Source organism: Psychrobacillus sp. NPDC093200, assembly GCF_050280345.1.
Lineage (GTDB): Bacteria > Bacillota > Bacilli > Bacillales_A > Planococcaceae > Psychrobacillus > Psychrobacillus faecigallinarum.
This window is the reverse complement of the sequence record NZ_JBNNVC010000001.1, coordinates 817622-834700: the sequence shown is the minus strand read 5'-3', so window position 1 is coordinate 834700 and position 17079 is coordinate 817622. Positions and strand designations below refer to the sequence as shown.

At 35.8% G+C, this 17079-nt stretch carries 15 protein-coding genes; 6 read left to right on the top strand and 9 right to left on the bottom strand.

The window, feature by feature from the left end; genetic code table 11:
* Window positions 1-23: 23 nt before the first annotated feature.
* Window positions 24-1559, bottom strand: coding sequence for an AbgT family transporter (locus tag ACQKNZ_RS04125; RefSeq protein WP_225321714.1), 1536 nt, complete (start codon window positions 1557-1559; stop codon window positions 24-26).
* 107 nt (window positions 1560-1666) lie between these two features.
* Here ACQKNZ_RS04125 and ACQKNZ_RS04120 point away from each other — a divergent pair, with 107 nt between their 5' ends.
* The gene (locus ACQKNZ_RS04120; RefSeq protein WP_427658289.1) at window positions 1667-2980 is read left to right on the top strand and encodes a hypothetical protein; all 1314 of its coding nucleotides are present in this window, start codon (window positions 1667-1669) and stop codon (window positions 2978-2980) included.
* A gap of 266 nt (window positions 2981-3246) precedes the next feature.
* Here the strand turns inward: ACQKNZ_RS04120 and ACQKNZ_RS04115 are convergent, their stop codons facing one another.
* Together ACQKNZ_RS04115 and ACQKNZ_RS04110 are read right to left on the bottom strand one after the other, a co-directional pair.
* A complete protein-coding gene (locus tag ACQKNZ_RS04115) occupies window positions 3247-3759 on the bottom strand; it encodes a hypothetical protein (protein ID WP_427658287.1) in 513 nt (170 codons plus the stop codon).
* A gap of 211 nt (window positions 3760-3970) precedes the next feature.
* The gene (locus ACQKNZ_RS04110; RefSeq protein WP_342578126.1) at window positions 3971-4414 is read right to left on the bottom strand and encodes a competence protein ComK; all 444 of its coding nucleotides are present in this window, start codon (window positions 4412-4414) and stop codon (window positions 3971-3973) included.
* 294 nt (window positions 4415-4708) lie between these two features.
* On the opposite strand from ACQKNZ_RS04110, the gene ACQKNZ_RS04105 reads away from it, so the two are divergent.
* The 3 genes from ACQKNZ_RS04105 (at window position 4709) to ACQKNZ_RS04095 (ending at window position 6763) form a co-directional block, all read left to right on the top strand.
* Window positions 4709-5191, top strand: coding sequence for a sigma-70 family RNA polymerase sigma factor (locus ACQKNZ_RS04105; protein ID WP_427658285.1), 483 nt, complete (start codon window positions 4709-4711; stop codon window positions 5189-5191).
* Between the two features lie 201 nt (window positions 5192-5392).
* Entirely contained in the window at window positions 5393-5794 is a 402-nt protein-coding gene (locus ACQKNZ_RS04100; protein ID WP_342578124.1) for a hypothetical protein, read from the top strand.
* 144 nt (window positions 5795-5938) lie between these two features.
* Window positions 5939-6763: an aldo/keto reductase gene (locus ACQKNZ_RS04095; RefSeq protein ID WP_427658283.1), complete on the top strand. Its 825-nt coding sequence runs from the start codon at window positions 5939-5941 to the stop codon at window positions 6761-6763.
* Window positions 6764-6851: 88 nt separating this feature from the next.
* Here ACQKNZ_RS04095 and ACQKNZ_RS04090 read toward each other — a convergent pair whose 3' ends face one another.
* The 4 genes from ACQKNZ_RS04090 to ACQKNZ_RS04075 all read right to left on the bottom strand — a co-directional run bounded on the left by ACQKNZ_RS04090 (window position 6852) and on the right by ACQKNZ_RS04075 (window position 11205).
* Window positions 6852-7508, bottom strand: a complete 657-nt coding sequence (locus ACQKNZ_RS04090) for a ribonuclease H family protein (protein ID WP_427658281.1) — start codon at window positions 7506-7508, stop codon at window positions 6852-6854.
* A 185-nt stretch (window positions 7509-7693) separates the two neighbouring features.
* Complete coding sequence (locus ACQKNZ_RS04085) at window positions 7694-7936, bottom strand: hypothetical protein (protein WP_144537341.1); 243 nt, start codon at window positions 7934-7936, stop codon at window positions 7694-7696.
* A gap of 172 nt (window positions 7937-8108) precedes the next feature.
* A complete protein-coding gene (locus tag ACQKNZ_RS04080; protein WP_427658279.1) occupies window positions 8109-10319 on the bottom strand; it encodes a hypothetical protein in 2211 nt (736 codons plus the stop codon).
* A 427-nt stretch (window positions 10320-10746) separates the two neighbouring features.
* Complete coding sequence (locus ACQKNZ_RS04075; RefSeq protein ID WP_144537337.1) at window positions 10747-11205, bottom strand: hypothetical protein; 459 nt, start codon at window positions 11203-11205, stop codon at window positions 10747-10749.
* Between the two features lie 316 nt (window positions 11206-11521).
* Here ACQKNZ_RS04075 and ACQKNZ_RS04070 point away from each other — a divergent pair, with 316 nt between their 5' ends.
* Window positions 11522-12346 (top strand): DUF2599 domain-containing protein, encoded by an 825-nt coding sequence (locus ACQKNZ_RS04070; protein WP_427658277.1) that lies wholly within the window; start codon window positions 11522-11524, stop codon window positions 12344-12346.
* Between the two features lie 98 nt (window positions 12347-12444).
* On the top strand, window positions 12445-12633 hold the full coding sequence (locus ACQKNZ_RS04065) for an acyltransferase (protein WP_144537333.1): 189 nt from the start codon (window positions 12445-12447) through the stop codon (window positions 12631-12633).
* A 60-nt stretch (window positions 12634-12693) separates the two neighbouring features.
* On the opposite strand, the gene ACQKNZ_RS04060 is transcribed toward ACQKNZ_RS04065, so the two are convergent.
* A complete protein-coding gene (locus ACQKNZ_RS04060; RefSeq protein WP_427658274.1) occupies window positions 12694-15285 on the bottom strand; it encodes a bifunctional 2',3'-cyclic-nucleotide 2'-phosphodiesterase/3'-nucleotidase in 2592 nt (863 codons plus the stop codon).
* A gap of 383 nt (window positions 15286-15668) precedes the next feature.
* On the bottom strand, window positions 15669-17069 hold the full coding sequence (locus ACQKNZ_RS04055; protein ID WP_154311368.1) for a sodium:solute symporter family protein: 1401 nt from the start codon (window positions 17067-17069) through the stop codon (window positions 15669-15671).
* Window positions 17070-17079: the final 10 nt, after the last annotated feature.

Here is a 17079-nt window from a genome sequence, read left to right as displayed (position 1 = left end):
ACGTTCACTCCTCATTCATTTATTTATAAATATAAAGACACTCCTGGTCCAATCGGAATTCCGAAAAATGCAAAAACTAACATTAGAGCTATCCATACGATTAAGAAGATGATCGTATATGGAATCATTAACGACATAAGCGTACCAATTCCTGCTTTCTTATCATAAATATGCATAAACGATAAGATAATCGCAAAATAAGGATTTAGGGGAGTCACCATGTTCGTCGAGGATTCCCCGATACGGTAAGCAAGCTGGATAAACGCTGGATGATACCCTAATAGCATAAAGATTGGGATAAACACTGGACCAACTAGTGCCCATAATGCCGAACCACTGATGATAAATAAACTTAGAAATGCAACCAAAATAACAAATAATACAATGACAAAAATATTCGTCATATTGAGTGCACTCAAAATATCCGCACAATTGACGGCTAACCAAATGGCTATATTAGACCAGTTAAAATAGGCAACAAATTGAGCAATCATAAAGATTAACACTATGTAACCAGACAAACTACCAATAGCCTCTGTCATAATTTTAGGTACATCAGCTGTGGATTGTATTTTTTTAATAGAAACGCCATATACAATACCAACAGTTACAAAGAACAAGAATAATATTGGAACAATTCCTGACAAAAATGGAGAGCGTAAAAGAGTGCCATCCTCATTTAAAAGTGGTGAATTCGGAATTAGCATACCAATAACTACAATGGCAATAAAAATAATGGCAGCAATTAGCGTATTACGTAAGCCCTTCTTTTCCAGAGGACTAATTTCTTTTGTAAACGCTTGTTGCTCCCCTGTATAAGTACCAAGGCGCGGTTCAACATATTTTTCAGTAATAATCGTACCTACAGCTGCGAGTAAAAACGTAGAGGCACTCATAAAAAACCAATTATCTAAAGGTGTTACTATTACGTCGGGATTTATTCCCTTAGCAATTTCTGTGGAAATGCCGGAAAGTAATGCATCCGTACCAGCAATAAGTACATTTGCTGTAAAACCAATGCCGGTACTCGCTACCCCTACAGCTAAACCAGCAAGAGGATGTCTTCCGACCGATAAGAAAACTAAGGCAGCCAATGGCGGAATTACTACGAAAGCAGCATCTGAAGCAATATTTCCTAAAATACCAATGAAGAATACAGCAAAGGTAATAATTTTTTTAGGTGTGTTAACAATTGCACGCTTCATAAGCATTTCTAACAAGCCTACTTTTTCAGCTAATCCAATTCCCAACATGATCGTCAGTACTAGACCAAGTGGAGCAAAACTAGTAAAATTTGTAAGAGTATTAGCTAGAATAAACTGCAGACCTTCCCCTGACAAAATACTCTTAACTACAACCGTTTCCTGAGTATTCGGATGGATGACCTCTGCTTGGAAGAAATTTAAAATCCAAGAAACTATCGTTAATGCAAGAGTTAGATAGAAAAAAAGAATAAATGGGTCTGGTAACTTGTTACCTATCCTTTCAATCAAAGATAGAAACTTGGAAAACTTGCCGTTCTCATTCACCTCTACACTGTTAGTTGTAATAATAATCACCCCTTCTGTTATTAAAAGACACTTTTTGCACCTGTCTTTAAACAATAGGGTAAACTATAATAAAACAAAATTCAACAAATTTTTAGAAAAAGGAGAACATTAAAACAATGCCTCGTATATTAATTTTTACGACTGAAAACTCACTGGGATGGGTCAAGAAGGTAGAATTTCTTCCGACTGATCCTTGTGAATATATTTTTAGGGTATATGAATCTCTTGAACATTTAAAAGAGATATTTTTAAAGCAAATTACCTTAGTCGACGGTATTTTATTTAGTGGTCAAATCCCACATTTTTTTGTGAAAGAGCACTTCCCTCAAGTTGACATCCCTATGTTGCATTTTGATGTCACTCCAAATGATTTCTATCGCACATTGACGGAGTATATGTATACTAACAAAGACTTTCAAATGAAAAGATGTTTGATTGATTTTTTATATGATGAGAACGATTATTTAGGGGTAAAGGAATGGACAACCGAGGAGGACTTTCCATATATCTTTGGAGCTACTATGCAATCTTATGCTGATCAGCAAGTGTACGAAAAAATGTCAGAATATCACATAAAGCTATGGCAGGAAAATAAAGTAGATGTATGTATGACTAGACTAAGCCGACTACCTGACATGTTAAAGCCTTACGGAGTTAACCTTATACTAGTTGTTCCATCAGAAAGAAGTATGATTATCCAGATTGAGGCATTACTAAAAGAAATTCAACTTCTACAACTAATCGAAAATCAAGTAGTCATTGCCCATTTGGAGTTTACCATCAGCCGCGATAATATCCGAGATTTAGAATACCGCCAAATGTCACTTTATAAGGCGATATTAGATTTCAGCAGAAAGAATAATATGAAGTTTATCATTCATCAAAGCGCTCTATATTATGAAGTTATTACAAACTTTAGCGATTTCAAAATTATTACCGGGGAAATGAAACAATGTCAGCTAGTTACTTTTCTAACAACCGAACTACCCTTTGCAGTTAAAATTGGTTGGGGAATTGGTCATTCCATACAGGTTGCTCAGTTAAACGCAGAAAAGGCATCTCATCTATGTACAGCAACCGAAACACAATCTTACATATTAACAAAGGAAGCTCATTTGATAGGACCTTTAGGTAACGAGGAGCAGATTCTTGTAGACACAAAATACGATTCCAAAATAGAACTATTAAGCGCAAAATTACACACCTCGTCGCTACAAATAAAAAAAATAATAGCCGTGATGGACAAATTGCAAACTAACATCCTTGCGGCAGAGGATTTAAGCATTCATTTAGGTATTACCGATAGAGCTGCCAACCGAGTTTTAAAAAAATTAGAGGAGAGTGGTGCTGCAATTGTTACAACTCAACAGCAAAAGAAGCTGAGAGGGAGACCTAAAAAAGTTTATCAGATCCAGTTGGAAGATATTTAAAGATTGTTTGATTTAAGATTCGTGTTCCATCTATGCAATTTTTAAAGCATGATTAATTATTTCTGCTTTATAATTTGAAGCTCATACAGCTTTCTAAGTGCTTATTTGATCGCTTAATAAAGAAAATAAGTTATTAATATTAGCTGAGAATGCTTCAACATAATAATACAACTTTCCTAATTGACCTAAAGGGACAAGGCATCGCAGCAAGACTTTAAAACTATCCTCTATCCTTAAGAAAAACAGCTGAAAAACTCAGCTGTTTTCTATATTTTAATATATGGATTTAAAAGCTTTTTGTACATAATAGGTTCTCCGCTTTGTTGAAATGGGTAAAAGCCAAGATGTTTAAAATAAACAGGTAGTTCGCTAGTATTATCCTTACTTATTTCATCTTCACAGGTGGTAAGTAAGATCATTTCAACATTTAATAAAGCAAGCTGCTCCTCAATCTTCTTATAAAAAACTTGACCAACCCCCTTGCCACTCCAGCTAGCATCAATTTTTAAAGAATGAAAAATCGCAATAAGTCCAGAGAGTATATTAATATCGCATAACCTGTCTAAGTTTCGGAGAGAATAGGATAAACAATCTGCTTCACCACAAACTTCTATATAAGAACTCTTTTGCGTATTGAATAAATGTAAGCAAGCTTCACCGATTTGAATTGGTTCTTCTGTTCCATCCTCATATACAATTCCCTGAGCAAGAACATTAATGAGAGAAGTACCTTCCTCCATATTAAGCTGATAATCTATGTACACATTAGCTGTATCCATCATTTTCTCCCCTTAGTATTGTGAATAGTTCTTATTTTCTATCTTCATTTATCATAATAGATATTTAGACTTAAAAGTATAGTTATTTTTGACAATAATATGAACTTCAAATTTATTATCTAATAAAAAAAAAGCGACTGCGTATGGAGCCAACAGTCGTTTCCTCAAGGAGAAACCCTATATATTTTTTCGTCAAGCAGTCAGCAATAAGTCATCCTTGTATGTCGGAGTATCTGCCTAACAAGCCAAAAGTATTAATCATCGCGTGCATTCTTTCCTGTTGTTTAATAAGGACGTATTTGGAAGCGGCAACCTTAACAGTCATTCTGTTATAAAACGTAAGAAGACATTCCCCTTGTCCTAGCTCCTCTATATGAAACAAGTGATTAAATATCCATATACACTCCAAATTATTATAGGACATCGTTGGAAAAGCAGCAATCTTCCCTGGTTCTATTATAATTGGAGGTTTTTGAAAATAACTCATTAACCTTTTAGTCGCCTGCATTCGACCTTCTAGTGTAGAAGCATGACGAAGACAAGCATTTTCTAGCAATTGAACCACTGATAAATTGGATTGAAGGATCCCATGCTTAGTAGTTATTCTGGAATTATATCCATTAGTAAAACCTGACTCAAGCATAAGAGTATTCATCGTTATGAACAAAGAATCACAATAAATCAGCTAACTCCCTCCCCAAGTTTCTCCTTAGTTAAATAATACTAAAACATTTATCTCTTGTATAGTTAAATTATACTGAATAATTGTAATTATTAATATATTATGTAATTTTATATATTTTATTATCTTATATTAAGATTTCTTAGTATGTTCTTCACGTTTCCCCAGGCATACTTTAAATTCGGTTGTTCGCTCCTTTTATTTTGACAGGTTATATTGTTGCTACCTAGGAAAAAACAATCATGCATGATGGAACAGGGATATATAGTGAATAATTTTGAACAGGTTCTAGAGAAATATAAACCAATGATTTCTGCCTGCTTAAGAAGATTAAACATTTATAAAAATCATGATGCATTCAAACAAGCAGGATTTATCGCTCTATGGAGGGCTTGGATAAAATATGACTCTTCGAAAGGAGATTTTACTCCATTTGCTAATAGAACCATTTATGGAGCAATGCTAGATGAATTAAAAAAAGAAAACCTTATAGAAGAACGATTTCAATTACTAGAACATGACCGGTTGAGCAATCTGATAGATCATGACCAGCTTTTGCATATAGAAAATGAGCAATTGGCAACCGTGTTAAAAAGACTTCCTTCCCACGAAATAGAATTATTACTATGGATATATGTTGAAGAAGTTTCCCTACAGCAAGCTGCAATAAAAGCCGGAATATCTCTTTCCGGTATAAAAAAACGCAAAGAACGGTTGCTAAAAAAATTGAGGAAGGAGATGAGTAATTAACTGCATCATTACTGGTAAATGAAATCCTCTTAGCGCTTGTGCCACCGTTTGTTTTTATTTTTATAAGTTTAGAATACCTAAGAATTTACTGCTTTAAGAACGTTACATTAGTAAATAGCTCCAGCACATTTAAATTTTTCTGTGTTTGGTTAACTTTTTAAATGGGTATTATTAGAACAAGACCAAGAGGGAGTGATAGGAATGTCAAAAATCGACAAGCAAGCAGTACTCATTGGAGGCATCGCTGCCTTCGCCATTATGTATTTATATAAATTAGAAAATCGTGAAAAAGCAAAGGTTGCAATGAAAAACACTAAAGCTAAAGTGGAATCTTATAGAGACTCACGAAGACACGCACCTACTCAAATGACAAAAGCAGGTTTCTCGGATCCTGGAGATCCAGATGATAACCGTATGATTGAAGAAGGTGCAATGACAAGCGTGCAATATTACAATGAAAAAGTACAAGACGGGAATGGCAAAAAAGATTTCCCTAAATCACAGAAAAAGAAACAAGCACCAATTACGGAGGAATCTCTGCAGGAAGATAACAATGATTCCCCCGCTAAACAAGAAAACACTAAAAGAATACCACCTAAATAATGATGAAAAGCCTGTACTTTGTTATTTGCAAAGTACAGGCTTTTCATATTAATACCAAATAGATGCGTCTTGTAAGATTATCTATTAAACTTAAAGGGTAATAACAAAAGTAAACTAATCTAAGCAGGATGGGAGAAATGTAGAATGAACTTTATTACTTTGAACAATGGATTAACAATGCCTCAGCTAGGGTTCGGAGTTTGGCAAGTACCTAATGATGAAGCAACTGCTGCTGTCTCCACAGCCCTTGAAGTGGGCTATCGTTCAATTGATACTGCAATGATATACAAAAATGAACATGGTGTAGGAAAAGCTTTAAAGGATTCAGATGTTCCTCGCGAGAAGTTATTCATCACTACAAAGGTCTGGAACAGCGACCAAGGCTATGAAAATACATTACGTGCATTCGATGAGAGCCTTGAACGTTTAGGGCTGGACTATGTAGACTTGTATTTGATTCACTGGCCGACTCCCCAGTTTGATGAATATGTTGAGACTTATAAAGCTATGGAAAAGCTTTATAAAGAAGGGCGCGTAAAAGCAATTGGTGTATGTAATTTTGAAGTAGAACATTTAGAGCGTCTATTAAAAGAGTGTGAAATTAAGCCTGTATTGAACCAAATTGAATGCCATCCATACTTAGCGCAAAATGAAATTAAGAATTTCTGCGCCCAACATGATATTTTTGTGGAAGCTTGGAGCCCACTTGACCAAGGTGGAGAAGTTTTGCAGGATGAGACTATTCTACAAATAGCAAAATCACATGGCAAATCACCTGCACAAATTGTGCTGCGTTGGCATTTACAAAACAATACAATCGTTATTCCTAAATCGGTGACTCCTTCTAGAATAGAAGAGAATTTCCAGGTTTTTGATTTTGAGCTGACCAATAATGAAATAGAACTTGTTAACAACTTAAATAAGGACCGACGAAAAGGCTCTCATCCAAACGAGATGAATCTTCGTTAATACATGCCATAAAAAACCCCACATCCTTGACTTATTGGATGTGGGTTTTTCTAATGTAATTTAAGCCTTGAATTTGCTCTAAGTAGCTTTATAATAATTCGCTGTTTGCCAGGATTTCTATCCCGTTTAACGCCTGGGTTGCTAATCGATCTGCCTCGCTATTTTCTTTACGGGGAATTAGCTCGTATGTAGGATCAATTCCTAGTTTCTTCATTTTCGCTTCTATACGATCTGCCCATCCTGAAAGACTTGGCTCAATCACTGACCACTCTCCACTCAATTGGTTAATGACCACTTGGGAATCCCCAATAAATGTCACAGGTATATGGTTAACACCTAGTATATCTAGCTCTTGTAAGCACATATTGAGTGCTGCATACTCTGCTTCATTATTTGATATTAAATGCTCGGATGGCGCATTGCTTCGAAGTCTATAGAATTTTCCGTTTTGTTCATAATAGATAACACATCCCATGCCTGACATCTTTGTTTGTATGTCAAAACCCCCATCAAAAAATACACGTACATTGTGTGGCTCGGTTTCGATACTTTTAAGATAGCTTTTTAACTCCTTCATCATCCATGAACTATCATACTGATCGATGAAATCTAGATGTTTTACCCTGCCAGTTTTCTGTATATCCTCCGCCATGAGAAGCGCCTGAGCAACAGGCATTTCATCTGAGCGAAAAAATGTTTCTGCTCCTCTAGGCGTAGTATAGGTCCATTCTATACGAATTTTCATCTCTAGCTCCTCCTCACATTTTGTTGCTACTTACGGAATATTTTCTAATAGTTTACCCTTTTTCCAACACTTTATGTTACTAATCTATAGACTTCCGGAAAAGCAATAAAATCCAATTTAGATGAGGCTGTCCTTCGCTAAAATAGTCGTTCATGGTTTGACCATGAACGACTATTTGCTTGTTCTTAGTTATTAAGCCGTGGTTTAACGTAACCATATCGATGAAATGAAACTTCTCCTGCAATTTCTATGTAAGTTTTTGCTTGATTCGGCGAACAATAGAGAGCTCCGTTTTCAATAATGGGCTCCGTTTCATCCAAATGATTATAGTCCATGACAATTAGGATATTCTCGTAGTCCTCCTGTAATTTTTTAATCATGTACTCCGTAAAGGATGTTTTACCTAGAATAACATTTACCTTTAGCACTTTATCACCCTTTTTCAATATTAGATATTGCTACTTTATATTCTATAGAAAGGATACTAAAAAAAATGTCGAAACCGGTCAGAAACCCAATAAATATTTTTTAATAATTTTTCCTAGACAAAACTATCCTCTGCTTTAATAAAATTCCCCGGGAAATATGTCGAGGAATAGCTTAATAGGATGTCTTTTTTAGAAGTGTTCCCTCTAATTTTGAAGCCTCCACACTATACTTTAACTGGTCTTGATTAATTATTCCTGTAGTGGACGTAATAACAAACAAAGAGGATTTAAAGTTAAAGCCTTCTTCTCTGGAGATAAAGTCGATTACCTTTAATGTGTTCCCGTCTATGTAATCTACTTTTACCACAACAGATTTCCCTAACCCGTCATTAATAGTTAACGTTCCAGATAATGACCGTTTAAAAGAATGACCGTAGGAAGGATTCAAAAAGGAAAAATCAAACGTGTCTGTTATAGAGATACCATTAGATCCTTCATCATGGTAAGTAATTGCTGTAGAGGCAAAAGCTCCTTCCAAAATAGTATTAGTTGCAGTATTGATTGCCCCTTCACCATCAATTCCGTCCTGTCCAGGTGTATACTGATAGGCAACAAATGTATTTTCCATATTTTGAAGAAGGCTTACTGTTCCTAGGCTCCAATATCCATCTTCATCTACTGTTACCATTCCTACATAAACACTGTTCCGATAAACCTTCACCTTGTTACCTGGGTGTGCTGTGCCACTTATTTCATAGAAAGAACCATCAAAGGTAAGTGGGCTTTGAGCCGGGTTTGTAATTTTTACAGCTGCGTGTTGAGTGATATCAGATACTATATTCCAAGTGGATGCATTCTCTAATCTCACATCATAGCCCAAGGTTAGCATATCTCCCTTAGTCAAAGCTCTTTCAAATTCTTCCTTAGAGATAAGCTGACCATGAATAAAGAATAAATCATTCGCATCCCATTTATATTTCATCCCATTAACTACTATATAACCAGCTTCCTTATGTATGGTTTCATTTTCTATCTGAAAATCATATACACCTGAGTTAGTTTGCAGCTGATAAAAATGAGTGACCGCTGCTTGTTTACTCGTTTCATTGCCATCTAGCTTTTGAATGGTTGGCTGCACATTAGTATATGTACCAGCACCTGCCGTAACAGTGAAAACAACATGTCCATTCTGATCCGCATAGGATCTCCACTCCTGACTCGCTTCTTCTACGTGGCCATTTACTGAAGTTATTACTCCAGTCGTTGGTTCTCCATTATTATTTGCTAGACTTATTCTTACCCGGCCATTATAAGGAGAATTATCACTGTTCGTAAGTTTAGCGATGTATACATGCGTATCTGTAGTTTCGAGATATCGCTCCTCTAAATCATTTAACAATATACCAGAATTATCCGGAACCTCTGGTGTAGTAAAGATTATTTCACTTCCTTTCCAGGTAAGTAAATAATCAGTGTCTCCGTTTAAATCGGTGGTTGTTAATGTAATGGACTTCTTATCCTCCGATAATCTGGCATGCTGAACAATTTCCCCGGAAATTTTAAACTGGCCAGCCTCTAAATTAGAAGAGTTGGTTAACAGAGCTTTAGATAGTTTCACAGTCACAGTATTTTTTCCATCTGTAGTTACAAAAAGTGGAAGCAACGGAACTGAATTTAGTGTGGATTCATAGTTATTTTGTAACTTTGAGTAAAAACTTAAGCTATCCTTATAGCCAGTTAAGTATTCATAAGCCTTCATTAATTCAAGATCAGTTTCTATGTATTTTTCTTCCTTTAGTAATTTATTCGCCTTTTCTAAATGCATATGTATAGTTACATCATATTGAACAGAATTCATTAGTGCTTCAAAAGTAGGCTTCACTGAGTTCCGAATTCCATCACGTGTGGACTGCCCATAGACTCGATCTAGTAGCTTAGTTTGTTTTCGATATTCGGCAGTTGCCAAATGGTACGTTGCCTCAATCCTATCAAGTTCCCCCGATGCTATAGATGAATTCATATTATTGGTGAGTTCTTTAATTTTTTCACTGGAGGTGATTGCGTCTATGTATGCCTGAGCTCGTTTTACTTGTATTTTAGCATCGACCAATCTAGCTTGCACATTTAACTTTTCCGATTGGGAAAGTTGTGACGAAGCTTTTTCGGCAGCTTCTATGTAATTTTTCGTTGTATTATATTCCGCATACGGCCTTGTTTTAAAGTTCGCAAAGCCTTCAACAGATATTGCCCATTTTAATATAGTGCCTGCGTTTATCGCATTGGTGACTAACTGATTTACATTCCCAGCAGCATTAACTGAAGGGACGGGGGCCGTAGCAATAAAGACCGTGGCAATAACTGCAATTTTAGTAGCTTTAATCATAGATAGTATTATGCTCCTTCTTTTTGTTTAATCATAACATGTAAATTCAGGTAAAATTTTTACTAAATTAAGGAAGAATTTTTTACCAATTAATTTTATTTAATTTCCTTTATTATCCTTAAACTACCGAAACAGTGTGCCTACAAAAAAATCCGGAAGCTGACTTTATCAAGCGTTCCGATTAAGACCTTTTTTACATTGAGTACGAACGATAAAGTATATTTATCCTCCTGCTTAAATGTACAATTAATTGGACTTTAAGATTATTGAATAATTACTTGCCTTGTTATAACTAATAATCCGGATATATACTAGAGTGGTTTCGCTCTAAATAATAAAAATACCGCGAACATTAAGTTCACGGTATATTTTCTAGAAGTATAAAATTTTTATAAAAACTGCCCCTTATAATAAGACAGTCACTTCATTAATCCACAGAAATAACCTCCACCTTATCGGTTATAGGTGGCTCAACTGGGAGAGTATCGCCAGGTTTTGGGTTAGCAGGAGTTTCTACTACATCCGGCTTGTCACCGTTTAACTGCTTTAATTTAGCTTTGCTAGGTGTTTCATATTTAATAGAAATATCCTTTTTCACAAAGTTCCCTCCGCCTACCCCATAAAGACCATTGTGATCATTTGTATAACGATACACTCGATACTCCTCTCCCTTCTTCAAATCTCTCACCTTTATCAATGACTGATCCGGACCTATTTTCCAAAGAGTTGTATTAGATTGTACAGTTACTTTTCCAATTTGCCCTACTTTTAATTCTGTTTTTCCCCACATGACTTTTACCGCGGCTTCAGCATACACACTAGTAAGAAGAATAAAAGAAACTGTAATTACAAACAAAGAGAGATACCTTTTAATTTCCATTGTCATAAGCCCTCCACCTTAATATCAGAATATTAATTCTACTTACTAGAATAACATATATTTAAGAAAAAAATAACAAAATACCCTCCAACTTATTTCAAATGTATTACAGGTGCCTGGCACCTGTAATACATTTGAAATAATAGGCCTAAAAAACTAGAACTATTTGTTTAGACTTTTTTTAGTCACAAAGAATAAGCCATTAATACTATTTAATAAATCTAAATCAATTTTTTTCCTTTTTTTAATTAAAAATGTCTTTTTTTATGAAATAAGTCCTGCTATAATGTAATTTATAAAACATAGAAGGGTAATTTATATCATGAAATTTAATAGGTACATATTCATCGTATTTTTCGCTTCACTAACGTTATTTGGTAGTACTGCTTCTGCACATCCATCAAACAACAATGCCTTTATAACTACATCTTCAGGAAACAAAATAGGCGTTGGGTCACCGACTACTCAAAAGGTTTCTCCTTTTATAATTTTGCCTAAAGAAACTATAAAAGAAAAAAAAGATGCTCGTATAAAACAATCTATTACAGTACTTCCTTCAACATCATCTACCGTAGTAGAAATTCCTTTTAGTTTCTATAATGATGAATATCTAGTTCTCTACAAAGAGGATTCAGGGAAGCAATACAATGCAGGACATATATTCAATAAGAAAAATGAATCTATCAGTTTATTTTTCATTTCAACAGAAAAAGCTCAAAACAAATTAAAAGTGACTACAAATGTAAAAAATAAAAACATACTCGAATTAAAAATTGAAACAAATAAACTTTTAGACCCAGTAACTATTGATATAGAAATTTCCAGTCCAGATATTACTACCTACTTTTCTAAAAATCAGTGGATTACAAGAGGCAAACTAGATTCTGTCAGCATGATACCTAGTCCTTATCTATTAACTTCTGCTAACTATGAAATTTCGACATTAAAGAGATTGGATGCGTGGAACAAACTTGTCGATCTTCATAAGTATGATGAAAAATGGAGCAATATAAGTGGATTACAAAATCAATTTGATTGTCATTTCGATTTTGCAAAAACTAAGGGCGAGTGGAATTTAGAGCCTGCTAGAAAAAATGTCGGCTATTTTTCAACTATTATGGCTTCATGTAATCCAAGTACAAAATAAATTGTCTACGGAAATAATTTAGTTTCCTCCAAATTTCGACGAATTTTGAAAAACGTTTTTGCTATATTTATACATACCAACAATAAGGAGCATGGAGAATGCAACATATAGAATTTACTAATTTACTTGACTCAGTTATAGGTCCACGTATTATTTTTCATCAAATGGAATGCGATGTTTGCGGATTTGATTTAATCTACTATCAAGATCCCGATACTAGCAAACAAAATGGGATGGCATGTGAACAATGTAACTATGTAAAGAAGTTTGAATTTAAAGTAGAATAGCTCAAAGTATAAAAGATCCTTCCTAGCCAGAGCGCTAGAAAGGATCTTTTATGTTTTTATTTATTTGATAGAGTACTTACCAAATCCGTCAGTACCTTCACCAATATATTGAATGCTTCCGTCAGCAGGAAGTACCTTCGCTGCGTTTTTAGAAGATTCGAATATGATTTTTGCAGTTGATGGAAGTGTTGCAAATTTCCAGTTTCCGTCTGCAGAAGGGTCAATTGTTTTCTTCTCTAGGATGAAGTCTATAATTGCTTGACGGTTTTCATCTGGGTATACTTCTGTTTCTGTCGCATTACGCACACCCGGGAATGTTCCGTTCGCACGGTAGTTATTTGTTGCTACGATAAATTGCTGCTTCAAGTCAATAGGCTTGCCGTCGAATTGAAGGTTAACGATACGCGAAGCATCCTTATTCACCAAGTTACCGTCTGGATCATATTTAGCTGGGTGTGTTACATCAATTTCATATGTTACTCCATCAATCACGTCATAATTATATGAGCGGAAATCTGTATTAATAAGCTGCTGCTCATCTTTTTTAGTTGCGTTGATTTGATTGAATTGTCCTGCAGACATTTCTAACCATTCTTTCACATCAGCTCCTGTAACCTTTACAGTAGAGATTGTATTGTCATACAAGTATAGGTCTGCAACGTTTTTAATTGCTAACTCACCTGTAGGTACATAAGTGTAATATTCTGGGTCGCTTCTTGTTCCAGCTTTAAAAGGAGCTCCAGCAGAAAGAACCGGAAGTTTTTCATTTGCCGTACCTTTAAGCTTTGCTTTTACATATTCCGTTTGTGCATTGGTTACGATTTGTATGGATGGGTCATCTTGCACCTGTGAGAAGTAGCTATGAATATCTGCCGTTGTTGTTCCAACAGCTTGGCGCACATAAGAAATAGTCCCTTCATGAGCCTCCTTCACTGCATTCACGATTGTTTGGTCTACATCAGATGCATCCTTTGCAATCGTACGAACCTCAGCTTTAGATGAAGCAACCTTCCAGCCTTGTCCGTCTTTTTCCAATGTCAAATCAATTACACCTAAATGGCTTCCGAATTTACCTGGCATTACTACTGGAACACCGTTCATAGTTCCTTTTGCAATATCCACATTAGTTAAAGAAGCATCTACTTTTCCAGGGAATACTTGATGAGCGTGACCAGTGATAATCGCATCAACGCCATTTACTTTAGTCAATAAGTAGGTTACATCTTCCTCACCAACCTCATGAGTAGCATCTCCCATACCTGAGTGAGAAAGAACTACTACTACATCTGCTCCAGCTTTTTTCATATCTGGAACAACTTTTTCCACAGCTTGCACAGAATCATCTACTGTTACTTTTCCTGTTAAATGTGATTTATCCCATTTCAGGATTTGTGGAGGTACAATACCAGTTACCCCGACCTTTACTGTTGCTTTATTCCCCTTCGCATCAACCACTTCTTTATCGATTAATACGTAAGGAGTGTATGCTAATTTACCCGTAGCTGCGTCACGAACATTCGCATTTACATAAGGGAAGTCTGCATCATCTAAAACTTCATCTAAGAAATCAAGGCCGTAGTTAAATTCATGGTTACCGAAAGTAGCTCCATCATAGTCTAAAAGCTCCATAGCTGTAATAGATGGATGCTCTTCCCCATCCTCTAGCTTGTCCACTGAAGATTTATAAGATCCTAGCGGAGTTCCTTGAATAGAATCACCATTGTCGAATAATAATGTATTACTATTTTCAGTGCGTGCTTTTTTTATTAATGTCGCAGTTTTAGCAAGACCTAAGCTATTTGAAGCTGTGTCTTTATAGTAGTCGTAATTTACAATATTTGTATGAATATCAGAAGTACCTAGGATACGTAGGGAAAATGTCCCTGTCGCAGCTTCTTTATCAACACCAAATTTATTGTCATAAGCTCGGTCAATCAAATCTTTAATCATTGGTAAAGAGTTAGATTGAGGCAGCATATCAATTAAAGGATAAATAGAAAGTATAGCTTTTTTAGCTTCTTCTGTTTTACCAGCTGCTAAAGCTTTCTCAGCTTCTAGAACCTTCATATATATAGTGACAGGTATTTTTAACTCATCACGCTTAGCATTTGCCGGATCTTTATATTGTTCTAACAAAAGATCACGAGCTGACTTACCAGTAAAACGGTAAAGAATAGCTGTACGTGATTTCAGTTGAGCAGATAATTGATGATAAGATTTCTCTGCCTTTGACCAATCACGAGCTGCTTCAGCCTTTTCAATGTCTTTCATAATTGGATTTAAGTACTTGTCCGCATAGTTGTAAGCATCAATATAAGGAACAATTCCTTTTGTTACTTTTTCATAATACAAAGCATCCAAATCTTTTAACATAGTAGCTTTGTTTTTAGCATTGGATTTTGAAATTGCAGCCTTCGCTTTTGCATAACTTGCCTTCGCCTTGTTTAAAGCAGGGTATAATTCTTTACTAGTAACAATTTTCCCCTTTTGGGCAGGCACCACATAAGCATACGCTGCATTTTTCATGTCCATACGAGCTTGATCGACGATCTGTTGAGTCGAACTGCTAGCAAAAGTTACATTTGCAGAAGCAAATAAAGACGTTGCAAGCACAGCCGAGACTACCGATTTTTTTAAAGATTTCCTATTCACATTTCCACCCCTATTTCTGATTTTTAAAATCCCCCAGCCTATCATTCTATTCATAAATAACGAACAATTGGGCTACTATCTAAAGATAATCAAATACTCTAATCAAAACAATGCAATAAATGTAAAAATATCGTAAAATCAAACTATTTACACTCAAAAGATTTATATTATGGGTAAAAATACATAAAAACCTATCTATTTCCAAAGTATGTATAAATTATTACAGGTGCCTGGCACCTGTAATAATTTTTCTATAATATTAAAAGTTGATATTGTTCGATAAAACCTCCATCCCTCCAAACTGGGACAGAATTTCCAAATATATTAGTATTCTAATATATTTCAGGTGCCAGGCACCCGTAATACTTTTGAAACAATATAGGTTAGTTTTTAGCTAAGATTCCTGACATGTTTTCTTTTGGTTGAGTTAATAGACTCACGACTACTAATGTGATTACAGCCATTGGTAAGGCAAATAAGACGCTGTTTAGCTCAAATGGTTTGTTTAAGACAACCTCCCAGACGATTGTACTTACACCACCAACCACCATCGAGCTTAACACTCCAGTTGTAGTTGCTCGCTTCCATAGGATGGTGGCAAGCAGTGCAGGTGTAACGGATGCGCCGTACATTGTATAAGAGTACATTTGAATAGCTAACACAGAGGGGAAGTACATAGCAAGCACATATGCAACAACCCCTAATGCTACAACTACATAACGATTCATTTTTAATAGTTTTTTATCGGAAATCTCTTTTTTGCTATAGCGCTTATACAAGTCATACACAATATTCCCTGAAGCAGAGAGTAGATATGATGTTCCTGTGGTTATGATAAAGGCAACGCACGCACAGAGCACAACTAATCCTATTGCTATCGGCAATCCATTGATAGCCATATTCAACACAGCTGTATCTGGTGTGATATTCGGAAACATTACAATAGCCGCAGTGGCAAATGTAATAGTTAACCCAATGACAAGTACACTACCTAAGAAAAAACCAATTGTTGAATTTTTCGCCGTTTTCTCGTCCTTTGCCGCAGCAAAACGCTGATACATATTTTGATCCCCTAAAATAAGCAGGAACAGGGGCAGGAAATACCCTAACAATTGTAGTGGACTAAGCCCTCCATTCCATTGCTTGGCCTGTTCCGGAAGATTTAAAGATAATCCCTCCAGTCCCCCTACTCCGTTCAACACGAAAGGTAAACCTATTAAAAATCCAAAAACTATTAATAGAGCACTTAAAGCATCTGTATAGGCAACAGAGAATAACCCACCGCTCACCGTCAAGAAAATAACAAGCACCGCGATAATAATCGCACCAGTCTCAATCGGTAACCCAGTCGTAATTTGCAGTACATACGCACCACCAGTGAACTGATAAGCGGTAATTCCCACATATGCAAGAAGTATTAATATACTCGCAACAAGACGGGCTTGACTTCCAAACCGTTTCTCAATAATTTCTGGAACCGTATATGCTTCCCCTTTGCGAACCCTTCCTGCGATAAAATAAAGAACAATAATGCCGAATATCCCACCTGATAAATTGAAAATTGCGGCCCATGGACCGTACTGATATATGAAGCTTGCCCCACCGACCACTGTCCCAGAGCCAACAAAGGTAGCTAGCAGAGTTCCAGTCATAACCCATAAGGGGAGTGATCGTCCAGCTGCCATAAAGTCCTGACTTGTATCAATCGAATTTCTACTAAAATATACCCCCATCAAGGCCATTACAGCTAAATAAATTACAACTGCGATTAAATAAATACTCATTTTATTCCCT

Bases quoted from the DNA above. Each gene is read 5' to 3' on its own strand.
- ACQKNZ_RS04120 (WP_427658289.1), top strand. From the start codon at position 1,667: ATGCCTCGTATATTAATTTTTACGACTGAAAACTCACTGGGATGGGTC.
- ACQKNZ_RS04115 (WP_427658287.1), bottom strand. From the start codon at position 3,759: ATGGATACAGCTAATGTGTACATAGATTATCAGCTTAATATGGAGGAA.
- ACQKNZ_RS04110 (WP_342578126.1), bottom strand. From the start codon at position 4,414: ATGAATACTCTTATGCTTGAGTCAGGTTTTACTAATGGATATAATTCC.
- ACQKNZ_RS04100 (WP_342578124.1), top strand. From the start codon at position 5,393: ATGTCAAAAATCGACAAGCAAGCAGTACTCATTGGAGGCATCGCTGCC.
- ACQKNZ_RS04095 (WP_427658283.1), top strand. From the start codon at position 5,939: ATGAACTTTATTACTTTGAACAATGGATTAACAATGCCTCAGCTAGGG.
- ACQKNZ_RS04090 (WP_427658281.1), bottom strand. From the start codon at position 7,508: ATGAAAATTCGTATAGAATGGACCTATACTACGCCTAGAGGAGCAGAA.
- ACQKNZ_RS04080 (WP_427658279.1), bottom strand. From the start codon at position 10,319: ATGATTAAAGCTACTAAAATTGCAGTTATTGCCACGGTCTTTATTGCT.
- ACQKNZ_RS04075 (WP_144537337.1), bottom strand. From the start codon at position 11,205: ATGACAATGGAAATTAAAAGGTATCTCTCTTTGTTTGTAATTACAGTT.
- ACQKNZ_RS04070 (WP_427658277.1), top strand. From the start codon at position 11,522: ATGAAATTTAATAGGTACATATTCATCGTATTTTTCGCTTCACTAACG.
- ACQKNZ_RS04065 (WP_144537333.1), top strand. From the start codon at position 12,445: ATGCAACATATAGAATTTACTAATTTACTTGACTCAGTTATAGGTCCA.
- ACQKNZ_RS04055 (WP_154311368.1), bottom strand. From the start codon at position 17,069: ATGAGTATTTATTTAATCGCAGTTGTAATTTATTTAGCTGTAATGGCC.